This is a genomic window from Intestinimonas sp., from assembly GCF_026169115.1.
GTDB lineage: Bacteria > Bacillota > Clostridia > Oscillospirales > Oscillospiraceae > Intestinimonas.
Genome location: NZ_JAPFEA010000028.1, coordinates 1 through 21,432, shown reverse-complemented (window position 1 = coordinate 21,432; position 21,432 = coordinate 1). Strand labels below are relative to the sequence as shown.

General features: G+C 60.6%; 24 protein-coding genes. 17 read left to right on the top strand and 7 right to left on the bottom strand.

The features are described 5' to 3' along the window. Both Q0Y09_RS02680 and trmFO read left to right on the top strand, forming a co-directional pair. The coding region (locus Q0Y09_RS02680) for a DNA topoisomerase (RefSeq protein WP_297717199.1) at positions 1–970 on the top strand (970 nt) is incomplete at its 5' end. Between the two features lie 25 nt (positions 971–995). Then, positions 996–2,294, top strand: coding sequence for a methylenetetrahydrofolate--tRNA-(uracil(54)-C(5))-methyltransferase (FADH(2)-oxidizing) TrmFO (trmFO, locus tag Q0Y09_RS02675; protein ID WP_297717196.1), 1,299 nt, complete (start codon positions 996–998; stop codon positions 2,292–2,294). 404 nt (positions 2,295–2,698) lie between these two features. Here the strand turns inward: trmFO and Q0Y09_RS02670 are convergent, their stop codons facing one another. Beyond that, positions 2,699–2,941, bottom strand: coding sequence for a DUF6809 family protein (locus Q0Y09_RS02670; RefSeq protein WP_297717193.1), 243 nt, complete (start codon positions 2,939–2,941; stop codon positions 2,699–2,701). Positions 2,942–3,020: 79 nt separating this feature from the next. Between Q0Y09_RS02670 and Q0Y09_RS02665 the strand changes: the two genes are divergently transcribed. The 8 genes from Q0Y09_RS02665 (at position 3,021) to Q0Y09_RS02630 (ending at position 8,013) form a co-directional block, all read left to right on the top strand. Continuing rightward, positions 3,021–3,254 (top strand): helix-turn-helix transcriptional regulator, encoded by a 234-nt coding sequence (locus Q0Y09_RS02665; RefSeq protein WP_297717190.1) that lies wholly within the window; start codon positions 3,021–3,023, stop codon positions 3,252–3,254. A 70-nt stretch (positions 3,255–3,324) separates the two neighbouring features. Next, positions 3,325–3,594 carry a helix-turn-helix transcriptional regulator gene (locus Q0Y09_RS02660; protein ID WP_297717187.1) on the top strand — a complete coding sequence of 90 codons (270 nt, stop codon included), beginning with the start codon at positions 3,325–3,327 and terminating at the stop codon, positions 3,592–3,594. A gap of 37 nt (positions 3,595–3,631) precedes the next feature. Beyond that, positions 3,632–3,880: a helix-turn-helix transcriptional regulator gene (locus tag Q0Y09_RS02655; protein ID WP_297717184.1), complete on the top strand. Its 249-nt coding sequence runs from the start codon at positions 3,632–3,634 to the stop codon at positions 3,878–3,880. A gap of 39 nt (positions 3,881–3,919) precedes the next feature. Continuing rightward, entirely contained in the window at positions 3,920–4,966 is a 1,047-nt protein-coding gene (gene plsX, locus Q0Y09_RS02650) for a phosphate acyltransferase PlsX (protein WP_297717179.1), read from the top strand. Positions 4,967–5,042: 76 nt separating this feature from the next. Next, complete coding sequence (gene acpP / locus Q0Y09_RS02645; RefSeq protein WP_297717176.1) at positions 5,043–5,279, top strand: acyl carrier protein; 237 nt, start codon at positions 5,043–5,045, stop codon at positions 5,277–5,279. Between the two features lie 67 nt (positions 5,280–5,346). Next, complete coding sequence (gene rnc / locus Q0Y09_RS02640; RefSeq protein WP_297717172.1) at positions 5,347–6,030, top strand: ribonuclease III; 684 nt, start codon at positions 5,347–5,349, stop codon at positions 6,028–6,030. 131 nt (positions 6,031–6,161) lie between these two features. Beyond that, positions 6,162–7,550: a sodium-dependent transporter gene (locus Q0Y09_RS02635; RefSeq protein WP_297717168.1), complete on the top strand. Its 1,389-nt coding sequence runs from the start codon at positions 6,162–6,164 to the stop codon at positions 7,548–7,550. A 103-nt stretch (positions 7,551–7,653) separates the two neighbouring features. Further along, complete coding sequence (locus tag Q0Y09_RS02630; RefSeq protein ID WP_297717165.1) at positions 7,654–8,013, top strand: Hpt domain-containing protein; 360 nt, start codon at positions 7,654–7,656, stop codon at positions 8,011–8,013. A 75-nt stretch (positions 8,014–8,088) separates the two neighbouring features. Here the strand turns inward: Q0Y09_RS02630 and Q0Y09_RS02625 are convergent, their stop codons facing one another. Beyond that, complete coding sequence (locus tag Q0Y09_RS02625) at positions 8,089–8,745, bottom strand: PAS domain-containing protein (protein WP_297717162.1); 657 nt, start codon at positions 8,743–8,745, stop codon at positions 8,089–8,091. Between the two features lie 156 nt (positions 8,746–8,901). Here Q0Y09_RS02625 and Q0Y09_RS02620 point away from each other — a divergent pair, with 156 nt between their 5' ends. Next, complete coding sequence (locus Q0Y09_RS02620) at positions 8,902–9,279, top strand: RidA family protein (protein ID WP_297717159.1); 378 nt, start codon at positions 8,902–8,904, stop codon at positions 9,277–9,279. A gap of 63 nt (positions 9,280–9,342) precedes the next feature. On the opposite strand, the gene Q0Y09_RS02615 is transcribed toward Q0Y09_RS02620, so the two are convergent. The 5 genes from Q0Y09_RS02615 to Q0Y09_RS02595 form a co-directional block, all read right to left on the bottom strand. Continuing rightward, entirely contained in the window at positions 9,343–11,052 is a 1,710-nt protein-coding gene (locus tag Q0Y09_RS02615; protein WP_297717156.1) for a glycosyl hydrolase family 18 protein, read from the bottom strand. Positions 11,053–11,241: 189 nt separating this feature from the next. Then, the gene (locus Q0Y09_RS02610) at positions 11,242–11,808 is read right to left on the bottom strand and encodes a 2-oxoacid:acceptor oxidoreductase family protein (RefSeq protein WP_297717153.1); all 567 of its coding nucleotides are present in this window, start codon (positions 11,806–11,808) and stop codon (positions 11,242–11,244) included. Further along, positions 11,805–12,560: a thiamine pyrophosphate-dependent enzyme gene (locus Q0Y09_RS02605; protein ID WP_297717150.1), complete on the bottom strand. Its 756-nt coding sequence runs from the start codon at positions 12,558–12,560 to the stop codon at positions 11,805–11,807. The genes Q0Y09_RS02610 and Q0Y09_RS02605 overlap by 4 nt, the downstream gene beginning before the upstream one ends. 1 nt (position 12,561) lies before the next feature. Next, positions 12,562–13,623 (bottom strand): 3-methyl-2-oxobutanoate dehydrogenase subunit beta, encoded by a 1,062-nt coding sequence (locus tag Q0Y09_RS02600; RefSeq protein ID WP_297717147.1) that lies wholly within the window; start codon positions 13,621–13,623, stop codon positions 12,562–12,564. 32 nt (positions 13,624–13,655) lie between these two features. Continuing rightward, on the bottom strand, positions 13,656–13,853 hold the full coding sequence (locus Q0Y09_RS02595) for a 4Fe-4S binding protein (RefSeq protein ID WP_297717144.1): 198 nt from the start codon (positions 13,851–13,853) through the stop codon (positions 13,656–13,658). Positions 13,854–14,061: 208 nt separating this feature from the next. Between Q0Y09_RS02595 and Q0Y09_RS02590 the strand changes: the two genes are divergently transcribed. The 6 genes from Q0Y09_RS02590 to Q0Y09_RS02565 all read left to right on the top strand — a co-directional run bounded on the left by Q0Y09_RS02590 (position 14,062) and on the right by Q0Y09_RS02565 (position 21,359). Next, entirely contained in the window at positions 14,062–14,826 is a 765-nt protein-coding gene (locus tag Q0Y09_RS02590) for an IclR family transcriptional regulator (RefSeq protein ID WP_297717141.1), read from the top strand. A 215-nt stretch (positions 14,827–15,041) separates the two neighbouring features. Next, on the top strand, positions 15,042–16,103 hold the full coding sequence (gene buk / locus Q0Y09_RS02585) for a butyrate kinase (protein ID WP_297717138.1): 1,062 nt from the start codon (positions 15,042–15,044) through the stop codon (positions 16,101–16,103). Positions 16,104–16,209: 106 nt separating this feature from the next. After that, on the top strand, positions 16,210–17,643 hold the full coding sequence (nhaC, locus tag Q0Y09_RS02580; RefSeq protein ID WP_297717135.1) for a Na+/H+ antiporter NhaC: 1,434 nt from the start codon (positions 16,210–16,212) through the stop codon (positions 17,641–17,643). Next, entirely contained in the window at positions 17,637–18,542 is a 906-nt protein-coding gene (locus Q0Y09_RS02575) for a phosphate acyltransferase (protein ID WP_297717133.1), read from the top strand. Before nhaC ends, Q0Y09_RS02575 begins: the two co-directional genes overlap by 7 nt. Positions 18,543–18,638: 96 nt before the next feature. Then, positions 18,639–19,937 carry an MFS transporter gene (locus Q0Y09_RS02570; RefSeq protein WP_297717129.1) on the top strand — a complete coding sequence of 433 codons (1,299 nt, stop codon included), beginning with the start codon at positions 18,639–18,641 and terminating at the stop codon, positions 19,935–19,937. 30 nt (positions 19,938–19,967) lie between these two features. After that, positions 19,968–21,359 carry an FAD-binding oxidoreductase gene (locus Q0Y09_RS02565; RefSeq protein ID WP_297717127.1) on the top strand — a complete coding sequence of 464 codons (1,392 nt, stop codon included), beginning with the start codon at positions 19,968–19,970 and terminating at the stop codon, positions 21,357–21,359. Positions 21,360–21,432 lie beyond the last annotated feature (73 nt).

Here is a 21,432-nt window from a genome sequence, read left to right as displayed (position 1 = left end):
GGAGAAGGGCATTGGCCGCCCCTCCACCTACGCCCCCACCATCTCCACCATCCTGGACCGGGAGTATGTGGTGAAGGAGGGCAAGTATCTGCGCACCACCCCCCTGGGCGAGGTGGTCACCGGCCTTATGAAGGACAAGTTCCCCGACATCGTGGACACCACCTTCACCGCAAGGATGGAGGAGCGTCTGGACCAGGTGGAGGAGGGCCGGGAGAACTGGAAGGACCTGCTGGGCAGCTTCTACGGCGACTTTGAAAAGGAGCTGCGGCAGGCCGAGCAGGACCAGGAGCGCATCAAGATCCCCGACGAGGTCAGCGAGGAGATCTGCCCGGTGTGCGGCCGGCAGCTGGTGGTGAAATCGGGCCGGTTCGGCCGGTTCCTGGCCTGCCCTGGCTACCCGGAGTGTACCTTCACCCAGCCCATCGTGGTGGAGATGCCGGGCAAATGCCCCAAGTGCGGCGGGCGCATTTTGAAAAAGACCTCCAAGCGGGGCTATACCTACTACGGCTGCGAGTTCAACGTGGTCAAGGAGGGCAGCAAGGCCACGCAGTGCGACTTTATGACCTGGGACGTGCCGGTGAAGGACAACTGCCCCGAGTGCGGCTGGACCATGTTCAAAAAGTCGGGCCGGGGCTTCAAGAAGCCCTTCTGCATCAATCCCGGCTGCGGCAACTTCACCCCCGAGGACAAGCGGGGCGGCTACAAGAAAAAGGCCGCCGAGCCCAAGGAGGGGGAGGGCGCTCCGGCGGAGGAGACCGCCGAGAAGAAGACGACAAAAAAGACGGCGGCCAAGAAGACCACCGCCAAAAAGACTGCTGCGGAGAAAAAGCCCGCTGAGAAAAAGACGACTGCCAAGGCGGCAGCGGCAAAAAAGCCCGCCGCCAAGAAGGCCGCGACGGCCAAGACCACGACCAAGAAGACCGCCGCCAAGAAGACAGCGGCGAAAAAGACCGACGGGGACGAGGCGTGAGCCCCGGACGGGGAAGGATGGGACCATGCAACCAGTAAAAATCATCGGCGCGGGCCTGGCGGGGAGCGAGGCCGCCTGGCAGCTGGCCCAGCGGGGCATCCCGGTGGCGCTCTTTGAGATGAAGCCCCAAAAGATGACCCCCGCCCACCACAGCCCGGACTTCGGGGAGCTGGTGTGCTCCAACTCCCTGCGCTCCGACCAGCTGGAGAACGCCGTGGGGCTGTTGAAGGAGGAGCTGCGGCGGTGCTCCTCCCTCATCCTCGCCTGTGCCGACGAGCACCGGGTGGAGGCCGGCGGCGCTCTGGCGGTGGACCGGGAGGGGTTCAGCCGGGCCGTCACCGAGCGCATCCGGAGCCACCCCCTCATCACCGTGACGGAGGGGGAGGTGACCGCCATCCCGGAGGGGGAGAACGTGATCCTGGCCTCCGGCCCCCTCACCTCGGACGCCCTGGCGGCGGCCATCCAGGAGAAGGTCCACGCCGACTACCTGAGCTTTTTTGACGCCGCCGCCCCCCTGGTGACCTTTGAGAGCCTGGACATGGACCATGCCTGGTTCGCCTCCCGGTACGACAAGGGCACAGCGGACTATGTGAACTGCGCCCTCAGTGAGGCCGAGTACGCCGCCTTCTGGCAGGCCCTCACCACCGCCCAGGCGGCGGAGGTCCACGGCTTCGAGGACCAGAACGTCTTCGAGGGCTGTATGCCGGTGGAGGTCATGGCCCGGCGGGGGGTGGATACCCTGCGGTACGGCCCCCTCAAGCCCCGGGGCTTGAAGGACCCCCAAACGGGGAAGGAGCCCTACGCCGTGGTGCAGCTCCGAAAGGACAACGCCCAGGGCTCCATCTACAATCTGGTGGGCTTTCAGACCCATTTGAAGTGGCCGGAGCAGAAGCGGGTCTTCTCCATGATCCCGGCGCTGAAAAACGCCGAGTTTGTCCGCTACGGGGTCATGCACCGGAACACCTACCTCAATTCCCCCAAGCTGCTGGACCGGTATTACCGGCTCAAGGCCGACCCGCGCATCTGCTTTGCCGGACAGATCACCGGGGTGGAGGGCTATGTGGAATCCACCGCCTCCGGCTTTGTGGCGGCGGTGGAGCTGGCCCGGCGGCTCCAGGGCAGGCCCCCGGTGGACTTCCCCCAGGAGACCGCTCTGGGCGCGCTGGCCCTCTATGTCTCCAATGAGACGGTGGAGCAGTTCCAGCCCATGAATGTGAACTTCGGCATCATCCCGCCCCTGGGCTACAAGGTAAAGGGCAAGCGCAATAAAAATGCCGAATTGAGCCGCCGGGCGCTGGAGATTTTGGCGGGGCTGGAGGTCTGAACCCTTCCACTCACCATTCTTTTTCCCCAGCATTTTATTCCCCCGTCGTTCTGTTCTCCCTGGTCATTCTGAGCGAAGCGAAGAATCCGCTTTCTTTTCGCGCAGAGGGGACGGGGATGACGGATCCTTCGGCTGCGCCTCAGGATGACGCAGTTTTCCTCCGTCATTCTGTTTTCCCTGGTCATTCTGAGCGAAGCGAAGAATCCGCTTTCTTTTCGCGCAGAGAGGAACGGGGGTGACGGATCCTTCGGCTGCGCCTCAGGATGACGCAGTTTTCCCCCGTCATTATGTTTTCCCTGGTCATTCTGAGCGAAGCGAAGAATCCGCTTTCTTTTCGCGCAGAGGGGACGGGGATGACGGATCCTTCGGCTGCGCCTCAGGATGACGGGGTGGGGCTGTGGCGTTTACCCCAGCAGCCGCGCCGCCAGACGGAAGCCGTGGCGGAAGCAGGCCAGGCCCTCCAGGTCCCTCTGCTGGGCCAGCAGGTCGTAGTATGCCTCAAAAAACGCGCCGCCCATGGCCGTCTGGATCTGGGTGCAGCAACGGTCCAGCTCCAGCGAGACAGCCCGGTAGTCCCCCTCCTCCCGGAAGGGGAGACGGTTGCTCTCGCTCTCCAGCAGATAGAGTTCATGGATATAGTCAAGCATCGGAAACACCTCACAAATATGAGATTTAATCTGAATACAGGATATCAGATTAAATCTGAAAACGCAAGGGGGAATTGCTGTGTTTGACAAAAAAATATTTGGTACCCGACTTCACCGTTTGCGAGAGGAAAAAGGTATGACAGCATCCCAGCTAGGTAAGGCGATGGGCATTACCAGTACGCAGGTGGGTGACATGGAAAAGGGTAACTCAGCTACTTCTATGGCCCGGCTGTATGACCTCTGCGTCTTTTTTGAGGTGTCTGCTGACTACCTCCTTGGGCTCACGGAGAAAACAAGTGTGACAGGAGAATAGCCTTCTATGTGCATCATCTTTTAGGTGAATATATAATATCATCTAAAAGATTAACCACCAAGGAGATTATATGTTTGATCGGGGTATATTTCGTGCTCGGCTCCGGGAGCTGAGGAAAAAGGCCGGTGAGTCACAGGCTCAGCTGGCCCAATCCATCGGAGTTTCCACCAATCAGGTGAGCGAGATGGAAAAGGGGACAAAAACCACGACTTTGGAGCGGTTTTGCGCCATTTGTGAGCACTATAACGTCTCCGCCGATTATCTCCTTGGGCGCAGGGAGGAAGAAAACGATACGGAAAGTCAAGCATCGGAAATACCCCCAATAAAACCATGTCTTTAATATACATGGTTTTATTGGGATTGTCAAGGGGGACGCCATGTACCATAACGAGTTATTTGGACTCCGATTAAGGAAGCTGCGCAAAGGGGCAAAGGAGACACAAAAGGAACTGGCGGCCCTCTTGGGGGTTTCTCCGAATCAAGTTGGAGAGATAGAGAATGGGCGCGGTGCCACGACCCTTGCCAAACTGGCCCAGCTGTGTGAACATTACAATATCACCGCCGACTATCTCCTGGGACTGACCGACGAGCAGCGCCCCTTGCGGACGGAGGATACCGAAACATAGGGCGCGGTCACTTATGAAAATGCAGAAAAGAGGGATCTCATGAAGATCATCGTAGACGCCATGGGCGGCGACAACGCCCCCCAGAGCAACGTCCGGGGGGCTGTGGCGGCCATCAAGGAGCAGGGGGTGGAGGTCATCCTGGTGGGCCGGGGGGAGGACATCCTCCGCTGTTTGAAGGACGACGGCATGGACACCCTGCCCGCCGGGCTGGAGATCGCCCACGCCGACCAGGTGGTGGAGATGTGCGACAACCCGGCTACCGCCTTCAAGGAGAAAAAGGACTCCTCCCTCACCGTGGGGCTCAACCTGTTGAAGGAGGGGAAGGGGGATGCCTTCGTCTCCGCCGGCAGCACCGGGGCCCTCCTCTCCGCCGCCACCCTGATGGTCAAGCGGATCAAGGGCATCCGCCGGGCGGCCCTGGCCCCCGTGGTGCCCACGGGAAAGGGCGGGGCCATCCTCATCGACGCCGGCGCCACCGCTGAGTGTACCCCGGAGTACCTGCTCCAGTTCGCCTTCATGGGCTCCTACTACGCCGAGCGCATCCTGGGCCGGCCTGAGCCAAAGGTGGGCCTTCTGAACATCGGCGCGGAGCCCTCCAAGGGCACCGACCTCCAGCGGGAGGCCCACGCCCTCCTCACCAAGGCCGGCCAGGAGGGGCGCATCAACTTCGTGGGCAACATCGAGGCCCGGGAGGCGGTCTACGGCGAGGTGGACGTCATCGTCTCCGACGGCTACTCCGGCAACATCTTCCTGAAGACCATGGAGGGCACCGGCGGCTTCCTGGCCCGGGAGCTCAAGGCTATGTTCAAGAAGAGCTTCGTCACCAAGCTGGGCGCGCTGTGCGTCAAAGACGGCCTGATGCGCTTCAAGAAGCTCATGGACGCCGGCGAGGTGGGGGGGACCGCCCTGGTGGGCATCTCCAAGCCGGTCATCAAGGCCCATGGCTCCTCCGACGACTACGCCATTAAGAATGCCATCCGTCAGGCGGCCCTCTTTGCCTCCTCCGGCATCATCGACGACGTGGCGGAAAACATCGATCACATGCGTCTGGAGAAGCCCAATGGCGGCGTCAAGACGGAAATTTGAAAGAACCTATTGACAGTACGGGAAAATATCCCTATTATGTGTGTGTAAATAATCCTGTTTAAGGAGTCGATCGTAAATGATTTTTGAGAAGCTGTGTGACCTTATTGCGGAACAGTTCACCGTGGAGGCCGATACCATCACCATGGACACCACCTTTGCCGAGGATCTGGGGGCCGATTCCCTGGACATTGTGGAGCTCTCCATGGCCCTGGAGGAGGAGTTCGGCGTGTCCGAGATGAGCGAGGAGGATATCTCCGGCATCGCCACCGTGGGCGACCTGGTGAACTATCTCCAGAACAAGCTGGACGCCTGAGCAGACGTTACTCAGGAGGCCCCGCTCAAGCGGGGCCTCTCTTTGCGTATAAGGAGGTGGAACAGACATGGAAAAACTGGAAGAAAAGCTGGGCTATACCTTTCGGGACCGTTCTCTGCTGGAAAACGCGCTGACCCACAGCTCCTATGCCAACGAGAACAAGAGCCGGGGGGAGACCAGCAACGAACGACTGGAATTTTTGGGGGACTCCGTGCTTGGAATGGTGGTGGCAGATCACCTCTACCGCGCCCACCCGGACATGCCGGAGGGGGAGCTCACCCGGACCCGGGCCGCCCTGGTCTGTGAGGACAGTCTGGTGGAGGTGGCCGCCCGGCTGGAGCTGGGGCAGTACCTCAAGCTGGGCCGGGGCGAGGACGCCGGCGGCGGCCGGAAGCGGCCCTCCATCCAGGCGGACGCCGTGGAGGCGGTCATCGCCGCCGTGTACCTGGACGGGGGCATCGGCTCCGCCCGGAAGCTCATCACTCACTTCATCCTGACCAACAACGAGCGGGAACAGGAGGGGGCCATCCGGGACTTCAAGACGGCCCTCCAGGAGCTGGTGCAGCGGGAGAGCGGCCGGGTGCTGAGCTATCGCCTGATGGGCGAGAGCGGCCCTGACCACGCCAAGGTCTTCTCTGTGGAGGTGGACCTGGATGGAGCCCCCATCGGCGCCGGCGAGGGCCGGAGCAAGAAGGAGGCCGAACAGAACGCCGCCAAGGCCGCCATGGCCAAGCTCAAGGCGGGACACTGAACGGAACATATGTGAGGACGGGCGGGCCGTCGAGGACGCCGGACATGGGGCACCCATTTCCGACCGGCGCTCTCGACGCCCCGTCGCCTTGCGTCTGGACCATTTGTTTGAGAAATTGGAGGAACAAGGTTTTGGAGAGAGAGAAGTTTTCGTCCCGGCTGGGTTTTATCCTGATCTCAGCCGGCTGCGCCATTGGACTTGGAAATGTGTGGCGCTTCCCCTATATCGTGGGCCAGTACGGCGGCGCTGCCTTCGTGCTGGTGTATCTGTTTTTCCTGGTCATCATGGGTCTGCCCATCATGGTCATGGAGTTCTCCGTGGGCCGGGCCAGCCAGAGGAGCATCCTGTGCTCCTTTCAGGTCCTGGAGCCCAAGGGGACAAAGTGGCATTGGTACGGCTGGTTCGGCATGGCGGGCAACTACCTGCTCATGATGTTTTATACCACCATCGCCGGCTGGCTCATCCTCTACTTCGTCAAGATGCTCAAGGGCGACTTTGTGGGGCTGGACGCCGCCGGCGTGGGCGCGGAGTTTGGCGCTGTCACCGCCGACCCGGTGCTCCAGACCGTCTTTATGGCCCTGGTGGTGGTGCTGGGCATGCTGATTTGCAGCCGGGGCCTGAAAAATGGCGTGGAGAAGATCAACAAGGCCATGATGCTCTGCCTGCTGTGTCTGCTGGTGGTGCTGGCCGTCCGGGCCGTCACCCTGCCCGGGGCCGCCGCCGGTCTGGAGTTCTACCTCAAGCCCAACTTCCAGCACCTGATGTTCGACGCCGAGGGCAACTTCCGCCTGGGTGAGGCCGTCTACGCCGCCATGGGTCAGGCATTTTTCACCCTGAGCCTGGGCATCGGCGCCATGGCCATTTTCGGCAGCTATATTGGCCGGGAGCGCAGCCTGATGGGAGAGGTCATCAACATCACCGTGCTGGATACCTGCGTGGCCTTCGTTTCTGGTCTCATTATCTTCCCCTCGGCCTTCGCCTTCGGAGTCCAGCCCGACTCCGGTCCCAACCTCATCTTTGTCACCCTGCCCAACATCTTCAATGAGATGCCCGGCGGGCGGCTCTGGGGCGCTCTCTTCTTTGTGTTCATGTCCTTTGCCGCCATGAGCACTGTTACCGCCGTCTTTGAGAACATCCTCTCCTGCTGGATGGACAGGTGGCAGGTCTCCCGGCGCAAGGCGGTGTGGGCCAACCTGGTCCTCATCTTCCTGTTGAGCCTGCCCTGCCTGCTGGGCTTCAATGTCCTCTCTGGCTTCCAGCCCTTTGGGCCGGGCAGCGGGGTTCTGGACCTGGAGGATTTCATCGTCTCCCAGAACCTGCTGCCCCTGGGCTCCCTGCTCTATCTGCTGTTCTGCGTGGTCTCCAAAAAGTACGCCTGGGGCTATGAGAACTTCCTGAAGGAGGCCGACCAGGGCAAGGGGGTCCGGTTCCCCGCCAAGCTGCGGGTCTACTTCACCTACGTCCTGCCCCTCATCGTCCTGGTCATCTTTGTGATGGGCTATCTGGAGAAGTTTTTCTGAGCCCTTTTTGCCCGGCACAGGGGGGAGAAGGCCGCTTCGGGCTTGCGGCAAAGGGAAATCAGTATTATAATGTGAGCAAACTGGGAAGGAGGCGCGGAAAGAAATGGATCAGGAAAAACAGAAATGCCTGGAGTCGGTGGGCATCGACGTGCAGGGGGCTCTGGGCCGCTTCATGAACAATGAGATGTTGCTGGAGCGTTTTTTGAAAAAATTCCTGGACGATCCCAACTATGGAAAACTGAAGGAGGCCCAGGCCGCCGGAGACCGGGAGGGGGCCGTCGCCGCCTCCCACAGCATGAAGGGCGTGTGCGGAAATCTGTCCATGACGGGCCTGTTTGATCTGCTCGCCACGCAGGTGGCCCTGCTGCGGGCGGAGGACTGGACGGGCGCCATGGCCCTCATGCCCGAGATCGACGGGGCCTATGAGAAGACCTGCCGGGTCATTCGGGAGACCTTTGCATGAGCAAGTGAAAACAAAACAAGCCGCCGCGCTTCCAGCCCGTGTTGGGCGGAAGCGCGGCGGCTGTTTCATATCGGCTCAGCGGTTTCGGATGCGGCGGAGGTAGCGGTAGACCGTGGGCTCGGAGATGTCCAGCTCCCGGGCCGCCTGTCCCACCGATCCCTTGGTGGAGAAGACCCCCTGCCGGTCCAGGGCCTCGATGAGGGCCTCCTTTTCCTGGGCCGTCATCCGTCCGGCGGGGACCCCCTGCCGGAGGACGGTATTGTGGATGAGGGTGGAGGAGAGCCCGGGGATGGAGTCGTCCAGCTCTTCGGTATAGGGGGCCTGGGCGGGGCGCTGGCCGGGGACGGAGAAAGCGGTGAGCAGGTTTTGGAGGTGGCTGGAGAGGGCGGTGAGGTCGGAGATGTCGTGGTTGACACAGATGAGCCCCAGCAGCTCCCCCTCCTCCTTGATGAAGTAGGTGGAGGAGACGAACTGCTTGCCGTTCCGGGTCCGGCCCTCGTAATTGGAGACGAAATCCCGCTCCAGATAGACCTTCTCCCGCACCAGGCTCCTGGCCAGCTCAGTCATGGGGTCGCCCACCTTCCGGCCACTGAGATGGCCGTTGAAGATGGCCAGCACCGAAGACTCGGGCTCCGAGACGTCGTGAAGGATGACCTCATAGCTGTCCCCGCACACGGCGCTGAGGAAGGCCGCGATGGGGAGGTAGGGCGACAGCTTGCTTTGGTTGCTCATGATCGCTCGTCCTTTCCGGCGGAAAAGCCTGCATATGGTTCATTCCCCTTTATTTTATACCGGATGGGACAAAAGCACAATACAAAAGATAGGTTGACAAATCAAATGTAATAAATTATAATCGAATTAACAATATTTTATTGGAGGCGATCCACTGTGAAAACTCCCGTCGTGACCGATCAGGCGCCCGCCGCCATCGGCCCCTACTCCCAGGGCATCTCCACCGGCGAACTGGTTTTCGTGTCCGGTCAGCTGCCCATCGACCCCGCCACCGGCGCCATGCCCGAGGATGTGGCCGCCCAGGCCAAGCAGTCCCTGGCCAACGTGAAGGCCGTGCTGGAGGCCGCCGGCAGCTCCGTGGAGAAGGTGGTCAAGACCACCATCTTCCTGGCGGACATCGCCGACTTCGCCGCCGTGAATGAGGTCTATGCCGCTGTCTTCCCCCAGCCCTGTCCCGCGCGGTCCTGCTTTGCCGTGGCCGCCCTGCCCAAGAATGCCAAAATCGAAATTGAGGCCATCGCCGTTGTGAAGTAAATCCAAGTCAAAAGCCGCAGGTCCGAGCCATCGGACCTGCGGCTTTTTTTCTATCATGTCGGCTCAGGCTGTCGGAAGGCACAGGGAAAATCGTTCCAGGATCACGGCCAGCTCTGCCCGGCTGGCGGTGCCGTCGGGGACCAGCGCGGCGGCGGAGCGCCCGGTAAGAAGGCCGGCGTCCACCGCCCAGGACACGGCGGTCCTGGCGTAGGGGCTCACCAGCGCGGCGTCGGTATAGCCGGAGAGACTGGCCCGGCCGGAGGTGTCCCAGCCCTGAAAGCTCGCATAGCGGTACAGCAGGGCGGCCAGCTGCTCCCGGGTGACCAGGTCCTCCGGACCGAAGCGGCCATCGTCATAGCCCAGTACGACGCCGGCCTCTGCCGCCCAGGCCACGGCCTGACGGCAGTAGGCGTCCTCGGCTACATCGGGGAAGGCACGGTCCCCGGCTGCAGGGGAGCCGGCCATGCGGTGGAGGACGGTGGCCGCCATGCCCCGGGTGACGGGCAGCTCCGGGGAGAAGCGGGCGGGGGTGGTGCCGGTCATCCAGCCCCGCGCCTGGACAAAGGCCACGGCGGCGGCATACCAGGCGTCGGCTGGCACATCGGAGAAGGTACCGCCCTTTAGTTGGGCGACGGCGCTCTCAATGAGCACAGCCGTTCTGTCCTGAGAGAGCTCCCAGAAGCCGATGCCCTGAAGGTCCAGCTCCTGGGCCAGGGCGGCCTTTTCGGCGATGGACCGGGGATCGTCGTAGGAGAGGAAGCTGTCTCTGCCGCGGAGGTAGGGGACCCGGGCTTCGGTGTGGTAGAACTGGCGGTAGGCCGGATCGGAAAGATAGGTCTCCACCAGGGCGTCATAGGGGATGGAGCGGGCGGAGGTGAAGAGACTGTAAAGCCCCTCTCCACGGACGCCGTTGTAGCGGTAGCCGTAGAGGGGCATGCCCAGCACCAGCTTGTCGGCGGGCACGCCCTGTTCCAGGTAGGCGGCTGCGCTGCCGCTGACGCTGCTCTGGTGGTGGGGAGCCGGGGACGACGGGGGATAAAGGGGGGCGTTAAAATCGGCATAGCTGTCCCAGGGTCCGTGGATGTCGTAGGCCATGAGGAAAATGTGGTCCACGATCTCCGCCACGGCGGCGGGCTGGATGTTGTCCAGGTACCAGGTCCCCGCCGCGCCGGCCACAGTGAGCTGGTAGTCTCTGCCGTCCCGCTGGCCCTGGCGGTCCAGCGCCTGCCGGACGGCCCGGAGGAGGAGGGTGAAGTTCTGTCTGTCCTGGGGGCGGTGGACTGTGCCGGGGGCACCGCCGGAGACAGGGTATTCCCAGTCCAGATCGATGCCGTCCAGGCTGTGGGCGGAGAGAAGCTCAGCACAGCTCCGGGCAAAGGCGGACCGACTGGCGGCGGTAGCGGCCACATCAGAGAAGCGGGCGGAGTCGTCCCAGCCGCCCGCCGACAGGAGGAGCTTCAGGTGGGGATGCTCGGTCCGCAGGGCCCGGAGGGCGGCGAGGTTCTTTTCATCCAGCTTGGGGTCGCCCAGAGTCAGGACGCCGCTGTCCGGGTCGATCACGGCAAAGGCATAGTTGATATGGGTCAACAGCTCGGCAGGGATGTCGGAGGTCCGATAGCCCTGGTAAGCTGACCAGCCGGCATAGTAGCCCACCACGGTGGTGTCCGGTGGAGCGTATGTACTGGCTGGGACAGCCCCAGCCGGGGGGCGCAGCAGGGTGAGCGCAGCGAAGAGGAGGACTGTCCGCCGCAGAAATGTGGTTGGGAAAGCCATAGAGTTCTCCTTGTCTCTGGTGTAGATATTCCGATTGTACCGAAAATAGTTGGTTGAGACAAGGAACGGATCTTTCCAGGACTGCTGTGATTTGGAGTGAGAGGAAACAAAAGCCGCCTGACCCAATTCGGTCAGGCGGCTTGCAGAATGGAAAGGGGGAGGTTCCCGGCGCAGAGGACCGGAAGCGCGTCAGCGGACGCAGGAGGCGTCGGACAGGCACTCCACGGCGTTGTAGCCGGCGTCGAAGGCTTTGGCGTTGGACTCGTTGAATTTGGCCTTGCCCTTCTTCTCAAACATGTGGTTCATGGCGGCGATGGCGGCCTCCCTGGAGAAGTCACCCATCAGCTTGACGATGGCGCCGGTCATGACCACATTGGCACCCTTGGGGTTGCCCAGACTGGTGGCGATCTCGGTGCAGTTGACGTGGACGTAGGTCACATCCTGCCTGGCGTCGGCGGGAATGGTGACGGTATCGCCCACCAGCACGGTGCCGCCGGGGGCGACCATGGGCAGGAACATGTGGAGGGAGGGCTCATTCATGGCCAGCAGCAGGTCGGGCTGCTCCTGGGAGGGGTTATAGATGTAGTTTTCCGCACAGTACTTCACCGTACAGTTGGCGGTGCCGCCCCGCATGGCGGAGCCATAGGAGGGGACCCAGGTGACATTCAGGCCCTCGGTGGCGGCGATGTCGGAAATGATGAGGCCAACGGTCAGTACGCCCTGACCGCCGGAGCCGGCAAACACGATCTCTCTCACTTCTGCTCCTCTCCTCTCTTCTTGAATTCGCCGATGGGATAGTAGGGGATCAGCTCCTGCTCGATGCGCTCCATGGCCTTGACGGGGGAGAGGCCCCAGTTGATGGGGCAGGGGGAGAGCACTTCCACGATGGAGTAGCCCTCGTGGTTGAGCTGGGCCTGGAGGGCGTTTTTGATGTATCCCTTCAGCTTGTTGATGTTGGCGGGGGTGGTGACGGTGCCCCGGGCGGCATAGGCGGCGCCGGGGAATTCCCGGGCCACGATCTCCGGGAAGCGGATGGGATAGCCGGTGACGGAGCAGTCGCGGCCATGGACGGAGGTGGAGGTCTTCTGGCCCTCCATGGTGGTCAGAGACATCTGGCCGCCGGTCATGCCGAAGTTGGTGTTGTTGATGACGATGACGGTGATGTTTTCATTGCGGTAGGCGGCGTTGAAGGTCTCGGCGATGCCGATGTTGTAGGCGTCTCCGTCGCCCTGGTAGGAGACCACCAGGGTGTCGGGACTCACCCGCTTCATGCCGGTGGCCACTGCGCCAGCGCGGCCATGGCAGCAGTGGAGGCGGTCACATTCCAGACCGGCGCCCAGGTTGGAGGAGCAGCCCACGCCGATGGGGAAGATGATGTTGTTCAGCTGGTCCAGCTCCTCCAGAGCCTCCATAATCAGCCGGCTGACGATACCATGCCCGCAGCCGGGACAAAAGTCCATGGGTTTGTCCACCAGGGCAGGGACCTTTCTTTCACGGGTAGCGGCCATATCAATAGACCTCCTTTACTTCGCCGTTCTTGATCCGGAAATAATCCGCCTTGATGCTGCGGATGGGGGGCGTATTGTAAACGTAGGTAAGGGCGTAGGCGGGGATATTCCGGTCCTTGTGGGTCTTCTTGATGAAGAGGGCGGCGTCGTCCACCAGCTGCCCGGTGGCGTTCTCCTCCACGGTGATGACGCCCTTGCAGGCCGGGTTGATCTTGGCAAATGCCTTTTCCGGGAAGGGCCAGGCGGTGATGGGACGGATGAGCCCCACCTTTTCCCCCTCAGCCCGCAGCTCGCGGATGGCGCCCAGGGTGGCCCGACCGGGCACGCCGTAGGCCACGAAGACGTAATCGGCGTCCTCGATGCCCTCGTCAAACCAGCGCTGCTCATTTTCCTTGATGGCGTCGTACTTCTCCCGCAGCTCTACGGCCTCCTTGCGGGAATCGCGCTCGAAGATGCCGATCTTCTTGTAGTCGTATTTGCCGGTGAGGGCCCAGGGAGTCCGCTTGGTCTCCACAAAATCGGGGAGCGTGACCGGCTCCATCATCTGACCCAGGGTACCCTCGCCCATCATGATGACCACGATGCGGTACTTCTCGGAGAGCTCATAGGCGGGCGCCATCAGGTCCACGAACTCCTGCACGGAGGAGGGGCACAGGACGATGCAGCGGTAGTCGCCCTGACCACCGCCGCGGGTCTCGCGGTTGTAGTCACACTGGGCGGTGAAGAGGGTGCCCAGGCCGTTGCCATAGCGGACCTGGGTGATGACCACGGCGGGGAGCCCCTCGTCGCAGAGGGTAGAGATGCCCTCTTGCTTGAGAGAGATACCCGGGCCGGAGGAGGCGGTGAGGGCCCGCACGCCGCAGGCCGAGGCGCCGATCACCATGTTGATGCCGGCCAGCTCGCTTTCGGCCTGAACGAAGGAGCCGCCGACCTCCTCCATGCGCCAGGACAGATATTCCATAATCTCACTGGAAGGGGTGATGGGATAGCCAGCGTAGAACCGCGCGCCTGCCCGGACGGCGGCCTCCGCGATGGCCTCGTTGCCTTTCATCATTTCAGCCATGTCGTATATACTCCTTTCCGCTTTCCGCAGGCTCAGCCCAGAACGTGGAATACGCCGTCAGGGCAGACGGTGTAGCAGATGCCGCAGCCAATGCAGGCGTCGTCGTCGATCTGCACCGGATAATAACCGGCGTCGTTGAGCTCACCCGACTTACTGATGCACTTCTTGGGGCAGTTGTGGATGCAAAGGCCGCACTCCTTGCACCGCGCCCGGTTGATTTCGACCTTCATCTGGGACCCTCCATTCAATTTGTTCTGAACAATAGAACGTTGTTCCGATATTTAGAGCATACACCTGCCAGCAGCCGTTGTCAAGACCTCCCCGGGAGAAAAAAAGACGGGTGACAAAGTTGTTTCGCTGTACGGAACCGCTTGACACTTGTTTTGAAGTGTAGTTTAATAGTTCCGTAAACCAAACAAGAAATAGGGGGAATGCCGCATGTCAGACATCATCCAGTCGGTGGATCGGGCGTTGGAGATCATGATTTATCTCCATCACGAGGGAAAGGAGACGAGCATCACCAAGATCGCGGCAGACCTTGGGGTGTATAAGAGCACCGTTTACCGGACGCTGGTGACGCTGGAAAACCGGGGCTTTGTGCGGAAAAATCCGGAGACAGAGAAATACTGGCTGGGAAACCGCCTGTTTGTCCTGGGCAAAGGCGTGGAAAATCGGATGGGGCTGCCGGAGATCGTCCGCCCCTATGCAAAAAAGCTCTATGACGCCTACTGCGAGGTGGTCAATGTCTCCATCCTGGAGCGCAACCCGGATGACGTCTATCGCAGCGTCATCATCCTGAAGGAGGAGAGCGGCCGGCAGGTCCTGACCGTTAACCCGCCTGTGGGGTCCAGCAGCGAGTGCTACTGCTCCTCGGTGGGCAAATGCCTGTTGGCTTACAGTCCCGACATTGACCTGAGCGTCTATGAAAGCCATCCGATGCACTCCCATACAGAGCACACCATCACCACAGTGGCCGGTCTGCGGACCGAGCTGGCCAAGGTCTGGGAGCGGGGCTACGCCATGGACCACGAGGAGCTGGAGTACGGACTGACGTGCATCGGAGCTCCCATTCTGAACCAAAAGGGGGAGGCGGTGGCGGCCATCAGCCTTTCCGGCCCCACCAGCCGAATGCTCTCCGGTGACATTGAAGAGCGGATCGAAGCCGTCAAACGGATCGCCAGGGAAATTTCCAGTAACTTTTGACACCTGATTTTTGTTCCGCCACATGGGACACAGGTTTTAGGTGCATAAAAATGCGTGGTGATTTTGTACAAAAAGTATGCTTGACTTTTCCACAGAACAGGGGTATGCTCAGCAATGTGATGGGAAGAAGCGCAAAGCGTTTCTTTCTTTTCTGTAATTATCAGAACATAGTTCTATTGAATGGAACAACTTCTGGGAAGCGGAGGAAGGGAATCATGAAGATCCTGGTTATCAATCCAGGCGGCACTTCCACAAAAATTGCGGTTTTTGAGGATGAGAAGCAGCTTTTCAAAACCAACATCACCCACACGGCAGAGGACCTGAAGCCCTTTCGCCAGGTATTCGATCAGTTTGCCTACCGAAAGGAGCTCATTCTACGGGCGGTGACAGAGCAGGGTGTCAAGCTGGAGGAGCTCTCTGCCGTAGCGGGACGAGGCGGACTGATGGAGCCCATCCCCGGCGGCACCTATGCGGTGAATGACCGCATGGTGGAGGACATGCGCAGCGCCGTTCACGGGGAGCATCCCTCCAACCTGGGTTCGGTGCTGGCCAAGGAGATCGGCGACGAGCTGGGGGTCCCCTCCTTCGTGGTGGATCCGGTCTCAGTGGATGAGCTCATGCCCATGGCGCGGGTCTCCGGCATTTCCGACCTGGAGCGTCCCAGCTGGTTCCACGCACTCAACCATAAGGCGGTGGCCCGCTGGGCGGCCGAGCGGGTGGGGAAGCCCTATGAAGCATGTGATCTCATTGTGGCCCATCTGGGCTCGGGCAACTCCATCGTGGCCCACAAGCATGGCCGGATGATCGACGGCAGCGGCGGGCGCACCAACGGACCCTTCTCGCCCGAGCGCAGCGGCGGCCTGCCCACCTATCCCCTGGTGGAGCTGTGCTACTCCGGGAAGTACACCCACAAAGAGCTGGTGGCCAAGCTCAGCTCGGTGGGCGGTATGTACGACTATCTGGGCACCAAAGACGCCCAGGAGGTGGAGCACCGGATGGAACAGGGAGACGAGAAGGCCAGACTGGTCTATGAAGCCTACGTCTACGCCATTGCCAAGGAGATCTGCTCCTATGCTGCGGCCTTTGATGGGAAGGTGGACCGGATCGTTCTCACCGGCGGCATCGCCCACTCCGACTATGTGGTCCGCGAAGTGGGCCGCATGACGGCCTTCCTGGCGCCCTTGGAGGTCGTGGCCGGAGAATTTGAGATGGAAGCCCTTGCCCTGGGTGCGCTCCGGGTCCTCCGCGGGGAGGAAGAGGCTTTGAGCTATCCTTGAGCCGCTTTGTCCGGTCCGATGACAGGCTTGTGTGACGGGAGCATGGCCGGTGACGCGGACCAACGTGTGGCGCGGGATTTTAGGTAAAAAGGAGATGCATCCGAATATGTCTGACCCGCAGCAAACAAAGCGCAGTCCCAGTACAGCCATGTCCTTCCTGGTCTTTGGTATCGCCATTGCGTTTCTTCTGTTTGGCGTGGTGGTGCTGGAGTATGACATCCACATCATTCTTTTGATCGACCTGGTCTTCATCTGTCTGATGTCGGCCACCTTGGGTTACAGCTTCAACGACTTGGTGGAGTGCATGAAGAAGACCTTGGGACAGTCCATGTCGGCCATGATTATCTTCATCTTCATCGGCATCATCGTTGCCTCGTGGATCTTCTCCGGCACGGTGCCTACCTTGATCTACTATGGTTTACAGTACCTTACACCAAAGTTCTTCCTTCCCCTGGGGTTGATTCTGTGCTCCGTTGTATCTCTGTCCATCGGCACCTCCTGGGGTACGCTGGGTACCATGGGCCTTGCCATGATGGGGATCGGCGCCGGCATGGGCATCCCGGCGCCCCTTACCGCTGGTATGGTCATCTCGGGCTCCTTCTTTGGAGATAAGATGTCGCCCATGTCTGACACCACCAATCTGGCGCCGGCCGCGTCGGGGACGACCCTGTATGAGCATATCAATGCTATGTGGCAGACCACGATCCCGGCCTATATCATTACGCTGGTTCTGTTCACAATCATTGGGCTGAGCTACCAGTCGGGGGATGTGGACCAATCCACCATTGCGCTCTTTTCCGAGACCCTGGCTGGACGGTTTGTCATCCATCCGGTGCTGCTGGTTCCGGTGGTGGTGCTGCTGGCCCTCAATCTGCTTCACTTTCCGGCCATTCCCGGTATGGTCCTGGGCAGCCTTTTGGCAGTCATCCTGGCCTGCGTGGTCCAGGGAACCCCACTCAAGGAGGTTATCCTGGGCCTCAACTACGGCTATGTGGAGCCAACCGGTGTGGATCTGGTGGATACCCTCCTCCTGCGGGGCGGCGTCCAGGGCATGATGTATACCTTCTCCCTATCCTGTATCGCCATATCCTTTGGCGGTGTGCTGGAGCAGGTGGGATACCTCCACAAGATCATTGAGGTGGTGGTCTCCCGGGTGAAGTCGGATCGGCTCATGGTTCCGCTGGTCATTGCCAGTACGACTCTGGGCAATGTATCCATGGGCGAGGTGTACCTCAGCATTGTAGTAAACGGCAACCTGTACCGGGAGGCATTTCAGGAACGGGGGATTCGGCTCAACATGCTCTCTCGTCTGTTGGAGGAGGGCGGCACCTTGACCCAGGTGTTCGTGCCATGGTCTACCAGCGGTGTGTTCATCGCCGCTACATTGGGCGTAACTGCCGGAGAGTACTGGAAATTTGCTCTGTTCAATTATATCAACCCGCTGCTGTCCATTGTGCTTGCACTGTTTGGCGTTTTTATTCTCTACGATTCAGAACATAGTTCCAAAAAGAAAAATAGAGGAGGGAAGGGCATATGCTGAAAAACTTTGATGAAGTCCTTGAAAAGGTACGCTCCATTGAGCCCTTTACCGTCAGCGTGGCGGCTGCGGAGGACGAGGAGCTGCTCCGGGCGGTCAAGGCGGCGGCGGATCTGGGCTTTGTGCGCCCGGTCCTGACGGGCGATCCCAAGGCGGTGGGCGGCATCTGCGACGCCATCGGCCTCAAGCCGCTGGATATTCTGGAGGCCCATGGGGAGGAGGAGGCCGTAGCCGTGGCCGTCAAAGCGGTGCGGGAGGGCGGCGCCCAGGTCCTGATGAAGGGACTGGTGAATACCAGCATCTATATGCGCGGCATTCTCAACAAGGAGCACGGCCTGCGCACCGGGCGGCTGCTGTCCATGATGGCGGTGTACGAGGCCCCCGGCTACCATAAGCTGGTCTACTGCTCCGACAGCGGCATCAACGTTGCCCCTGATCTGGAACAGAAAAAGGATATTTTGAAGAATATCCTCCTGGCCGTCAAGTCCATCGGCGTGGAAAACCCCAGGGTGGCCGCCCTGACGGCCAACGAGATGCTGGACCCGAAGATCCAGTCCACAGTGGATGCGGCTGGCCTTGTGGAGTATGTCCGCGGCGGCGGACTGGGGCCTGAGCTGCCCTGTATCATTGAAGGGCCCATCGCTTTTGACGTGGCCTTTGACCCCCATGCCGCGGCCCACAAGAAGATCGACAGCAAGATCACCGGTGAGACGGATGTTGTGATCTTCCCCAATATGGAGGCGGGGAACATCATGGGCAAATCTTGGATCCACCTGTGCAAATGCCGCTGGGCGGGCATCGTGCTGGGAGCCACACACCCTGTGATCCTGGGCTCCAGAGCCGATACCCCGGAGATCAAGCTCAATTCTATTGCGCTGGCCTGCCTGGCGGCACGGAGCTGAGCCGCGGTTTGAGGTGTCCCACCCAAATGGATGCAGGCTCGGGAGCAGCCTGACCTATAAAATCAGAACGACTGTTCAGAGAGTGAGGAGTTTTGTATGAGTACTGCGGAGAAGCAGAACAGCAAGCTGAGCCTTCGTCAGCTCGCCATCATTTTTTTCCTCGGCTTGGGCTACACCATTGTCTACGCGACCCCCTTCGTTCAGTATGTGTTCTATGATTCCCTGGTGGGGACGTTGGGCTGCACCCAGCAGCAGCTGGGCTACCTCATCACCATTTTTGGCATCGGAAACCTGCTGGCCCCCTTCGGCGGCATGCTCAGCGACAAGTTCAACACGAAGAAAATCTATCTGCTTGCTGTGGGCGTGATCTGCGTGCTCAACGTGCTCTTCGTCCTCAACATGACCTATAACTTTGCCCTCATCATCTGGGCCGGCTTCGCCTTCTTTGCCCTGTTCCTCTATTTCCCGGCCCACACCAAGCTCACCCGCCTGGTGGGCAGCGAGCACCAGCAGGGCACCATTTTCGGCCTGACGGAGTCCTTCTGCGGCATCACCAACGTGATCGTCAACTTCATCGCCCTCTTCCTCTTTGCCAAGTTTGCCAACGACCACTTCGGCACCAACGGCCTGAAGGCCGCCATCATCGGCTATGCGGTCCTGGGCGTACTCTCCCTCATCGCGCTGGCCATCCTTGTCCCCGACCCCGGCAAGCCCAGCGAGGAGAACGGCGGCGAGAGCAACATCAACGCGAAAATGACCATCCGGGACTGGGTGAGCATCGTCCTCAACCCCCGCACCTGGATGTCGGGTATTGCCGTCTTCACCACCTACACCATGTACTGCACGCTCTCCTACTACACGCCCTATTTCAGCAACGTGCTGGGGGTCTCGCTGGCCGGTACCGGCGCCATCGCCATCATCCGCCAGTACGGAACCCGCTTCATCGGTGCTCCTGTGGGCGGCTGGCTGGGTGATAAGATCCACTCAGTGTCCAAGGTTGTGGGCGTCTCTCTGGCGGCGGCGGTTGCCATTGTGCTCATTTTCATGTTCGTACCCGCAGGCACCAGCGCGGCTGTGCTCACCGTGCTCACGCTCTGCGCCGGCGTGCTCACCTACATGGCCCGGGGCTGTATGTTTGCAGTCCCCTCGGAGCTGAAAATACCCAGAAAGTATGCAGGCACCACCTCTGGCGTGGTCTGCGCCATCGGCTATTGTCCCGACCTCTTCATTTTCGTCCTCTTCGGCTACTGGCTGGATAAGTACGGAAACGACGGCTATCGGAACATCTTCATCTATGCGGCGATCATCATGGCCATCGGCGTGGTGAATGCAATCGTCACTCAGATTTATAAGAAAAAGGTCCTCGGCAAGGAAGCTGCTCAAAATGCGGAATGATCGCAGGAATAGAAAGGGGTAAGAACAGAAATGAAACAGGAATTCATCGATGCGCTGATTGGGATCTGCGGTAAGGACTATGTCTACTCCTCCAGGGAGGATGTGTCCGGCTACCTTTATGACGAGACGGAGGAATATGTCCGTCCCACGGCCTGTGAGGACTGTCTGGTGGTCCGGCCCGGTACCTACGAGGAGGTCTCCGCCATCCTCAAGTGGGCCAACGAGACCAAGACGCCCATCATCCCCCGGGGCGGCGGCACCGGCGCCTGCGGCGCGGCCATCCCCACTGTCCCCTCCGTCATCATGTCCATGGAGCGATTCAAGGACATCGTGGAGGTGGATGAGACCAACATGATGATTACCTGCCAGACCGGCGTGACCCTGGCCAAGCTCAACGACTACCTCAACGAGCATGTCCACGCCCTCTATTTCCCCTGCCATCCCGGCGATGAGGGCGCTCAGGTGGGCGGCATGTGCATCGAGAACGCCGGCGGCGTCCGGGCGGTGAAGCACGGCATCATGCGCAGCTATGTCAAGGGACTGAAGGTCTGCCTGCCCAACGGCGATATCGTACAGCTGGGCGGCAAGCTGGTGAAGAACAACATGGGCTATGACCTGATGCACCTGCTGGTGGGCTCCGAGGGCACGTTGGCCGTCGTTCTGGAGGCCACGCTGAAGCTCTATCCCCGCCTGGACTACACCGGGGCGCTGGTCTGCTCCTTCAAGGATGTCGATTCCGCCGTCAAGTCGGTGGGCGAGGTACAGAAGGCCGGCATCATCCCCCTGGCGGTGGAGTACATGGACCGCGATATCGCGACAGAGACAGCCAAACGTATCAGCAAGACCTGGCCCATGAACGACGAGGGAAAGATCGACCTCATCTACATGGTGGAGGAGGCCACGGAGGACGCCCTCTACGAGACCGCCGGGACCATCGCCGAGATCTGCGAGAACAACGGCGCTGTGGGCTCCGTCATCGCCGAAAATGAGAAGGAACAGCGCAACATTCTGGAGATCCGCTCCGATATCTATGAGGTCTTCAAGCCGGAGTTTGTGGATTCTTTGGACACCGCCGTTCCCGTGGCCCACATCGGCGACCTGCTCCGGGACATCGATGCCATCGCCGAGAAGTATGGCACCCGCAGCCCCCGCTTTGGCCATGTGGCTGACGGCAACTTCCATAACTTCATCCTCATGGTGGATGGAAAGGTGCCCGACTGGGCCGACGATATGCGCCGCGACATCTACAAGTCGGCCCTGAAGTACGGCGGGACCGTCACCGCCGAGCACGGTACCGGCAAGACCCGGAAGCCCTATATGGAGCTGCAATACACCCCCCATGTTCTGGAGATCATGCGCAGTATCAAACGGGCCTTCGACCCCAACAACATCCTCAACCCCGGTGTCGTCGTGGATCTGTAAGGGCGGAATCTCATAATATAAGAAAGCCTGTGCCCGGCCGCGCGGTAAGAGCGGCCGGGCACAGGCTTTCTAT

Coding starts and splice junctions, on each gene's coding strand:
- Q0Y09_RS02655 (WP_297717184.1), top strand. CDS start 3,632: ATGTACCATAACGAGTTATTTGGACTCCGATTAAGGAAGCTGCGCAAA.
- Q0Y09_RS02670 (WP_297717193.1), bottom strand. CDS start 2,941: ATGCTTGACTATATCCATGAACTCTATCTGCTGGAGAGCGAGAGCAAC.
- plsX (WP_297717179.1), top strand. CDS start 3,920: ATGAAGATCATCGTAGACGCCATGGGCGGCGACAACGCCCCCCAGAGC.
- buk (WP_297717138.1), top strand. CDS start 15,042: ATGAAGATCCTGGTTATCAATCCAGGCGGCACTTCCACAAAAATTGCG.
- Q0Y09_RS02660 (WP_297717187.1), top strand. CDS start 3,325: ATGTTTGATCGGGGTATATTTCGTGCTCGGCTCCGGGAGCTGAGGAAA.
- trmFO (WP_297717196.1), top strand. CDS start 996: ATGCAACCAGTAAAAATCATCGGCGCGGGCCTGGCGGGGAGCGAGGCC.
- Q0Y09_RS02615 (WP_297717156.1), bottom strand. CDS start 11,052: ATGGCTTTCCCAACCACATTTCTGCGGCGGACAGTCCTCCTCTTCGCT.
- Q0Y09_RS02605 (WP_297717150.1), bottom strand. CDS start 12,560: ATGGCCGCTACCCGTGAAAGAAAGGTCCCTGCCCTGGTGGACAAACCC.
- Q0Y09_RS02590 (WP_297717141.1), top strand. CDS start 14,062: ATGTCAGACATCATCCAGTCGGTGGATCGGGCGTTGGAGATCATGATT.
- rnc (WP_297717172.1), top strand. CDS start 5,347: ATGGAAAAACTGGAAGAAAAGCTGGGCTATACCTTTCGGGACCGTTCT.
- Q0Y09_RS02565 (WP_297717127.1), top strand. CDS start 19,968: ATGAAACAGGAATTCATCGATGCGCTGATTGGGATCTGCGGTAAGGAC.
- acpP (WP_297717176.1), top strand. CDS start 5,043: ATGATTTTTGAGAAGCTGTGTGACCTTATTGCGGAACAGTTCACCGTG.
- Q0Y09_RS02575 (WP_297717133.1), top strand. CDS start 17,637: ATGCTGAAAAACTTTGATGAAGTCCTTGAAAAGGTACGCTCCATTGAG.
- Q0Y09_RS02570 (WP_297717129.1), top strand. CDS start 18,639: ATGAGTACTGCGGAGAAGCAGAACAGCAAGCTGAGCCTTCGTCAGCTC.
- Q0Y09_RS02630 (WP_297717165.1), top strand. CDS start 7,654: ATGGATCAGGAAAAACAGAAATGCCTGGAGTCGGTGGGCATCGACGTG.
- Q0Y09_RS02600 (WP_297717147.1), bottom strand. CDS start 13,623: ATGGCTGAAATGATGAAAGGCAACGAGGCCATCGCGGAGGCCGCCGTC.
- nhaC (WP_297717135.1), top strand. CDS start 16,210: ATGTCTGACCCGCAGCAAACAAAGCGCAGTCCCAGTACAGCCATGTCC.
- Q0Y09_RS02595 (WP_297717144.1), bottom strand. CDS start 13,853: ATGAAGGTCGAAATCAACCGGGCGCGGTGCAAGGAGTGCGGCCTTTGC.
- Q0Y09_RS02625 (WP_297717162.1), bottom strand. CDS start 8,745: ATGAGCAACCAAAGCAAGCTGTCGCCCTACCTCCCCATCGCGGCCTTC.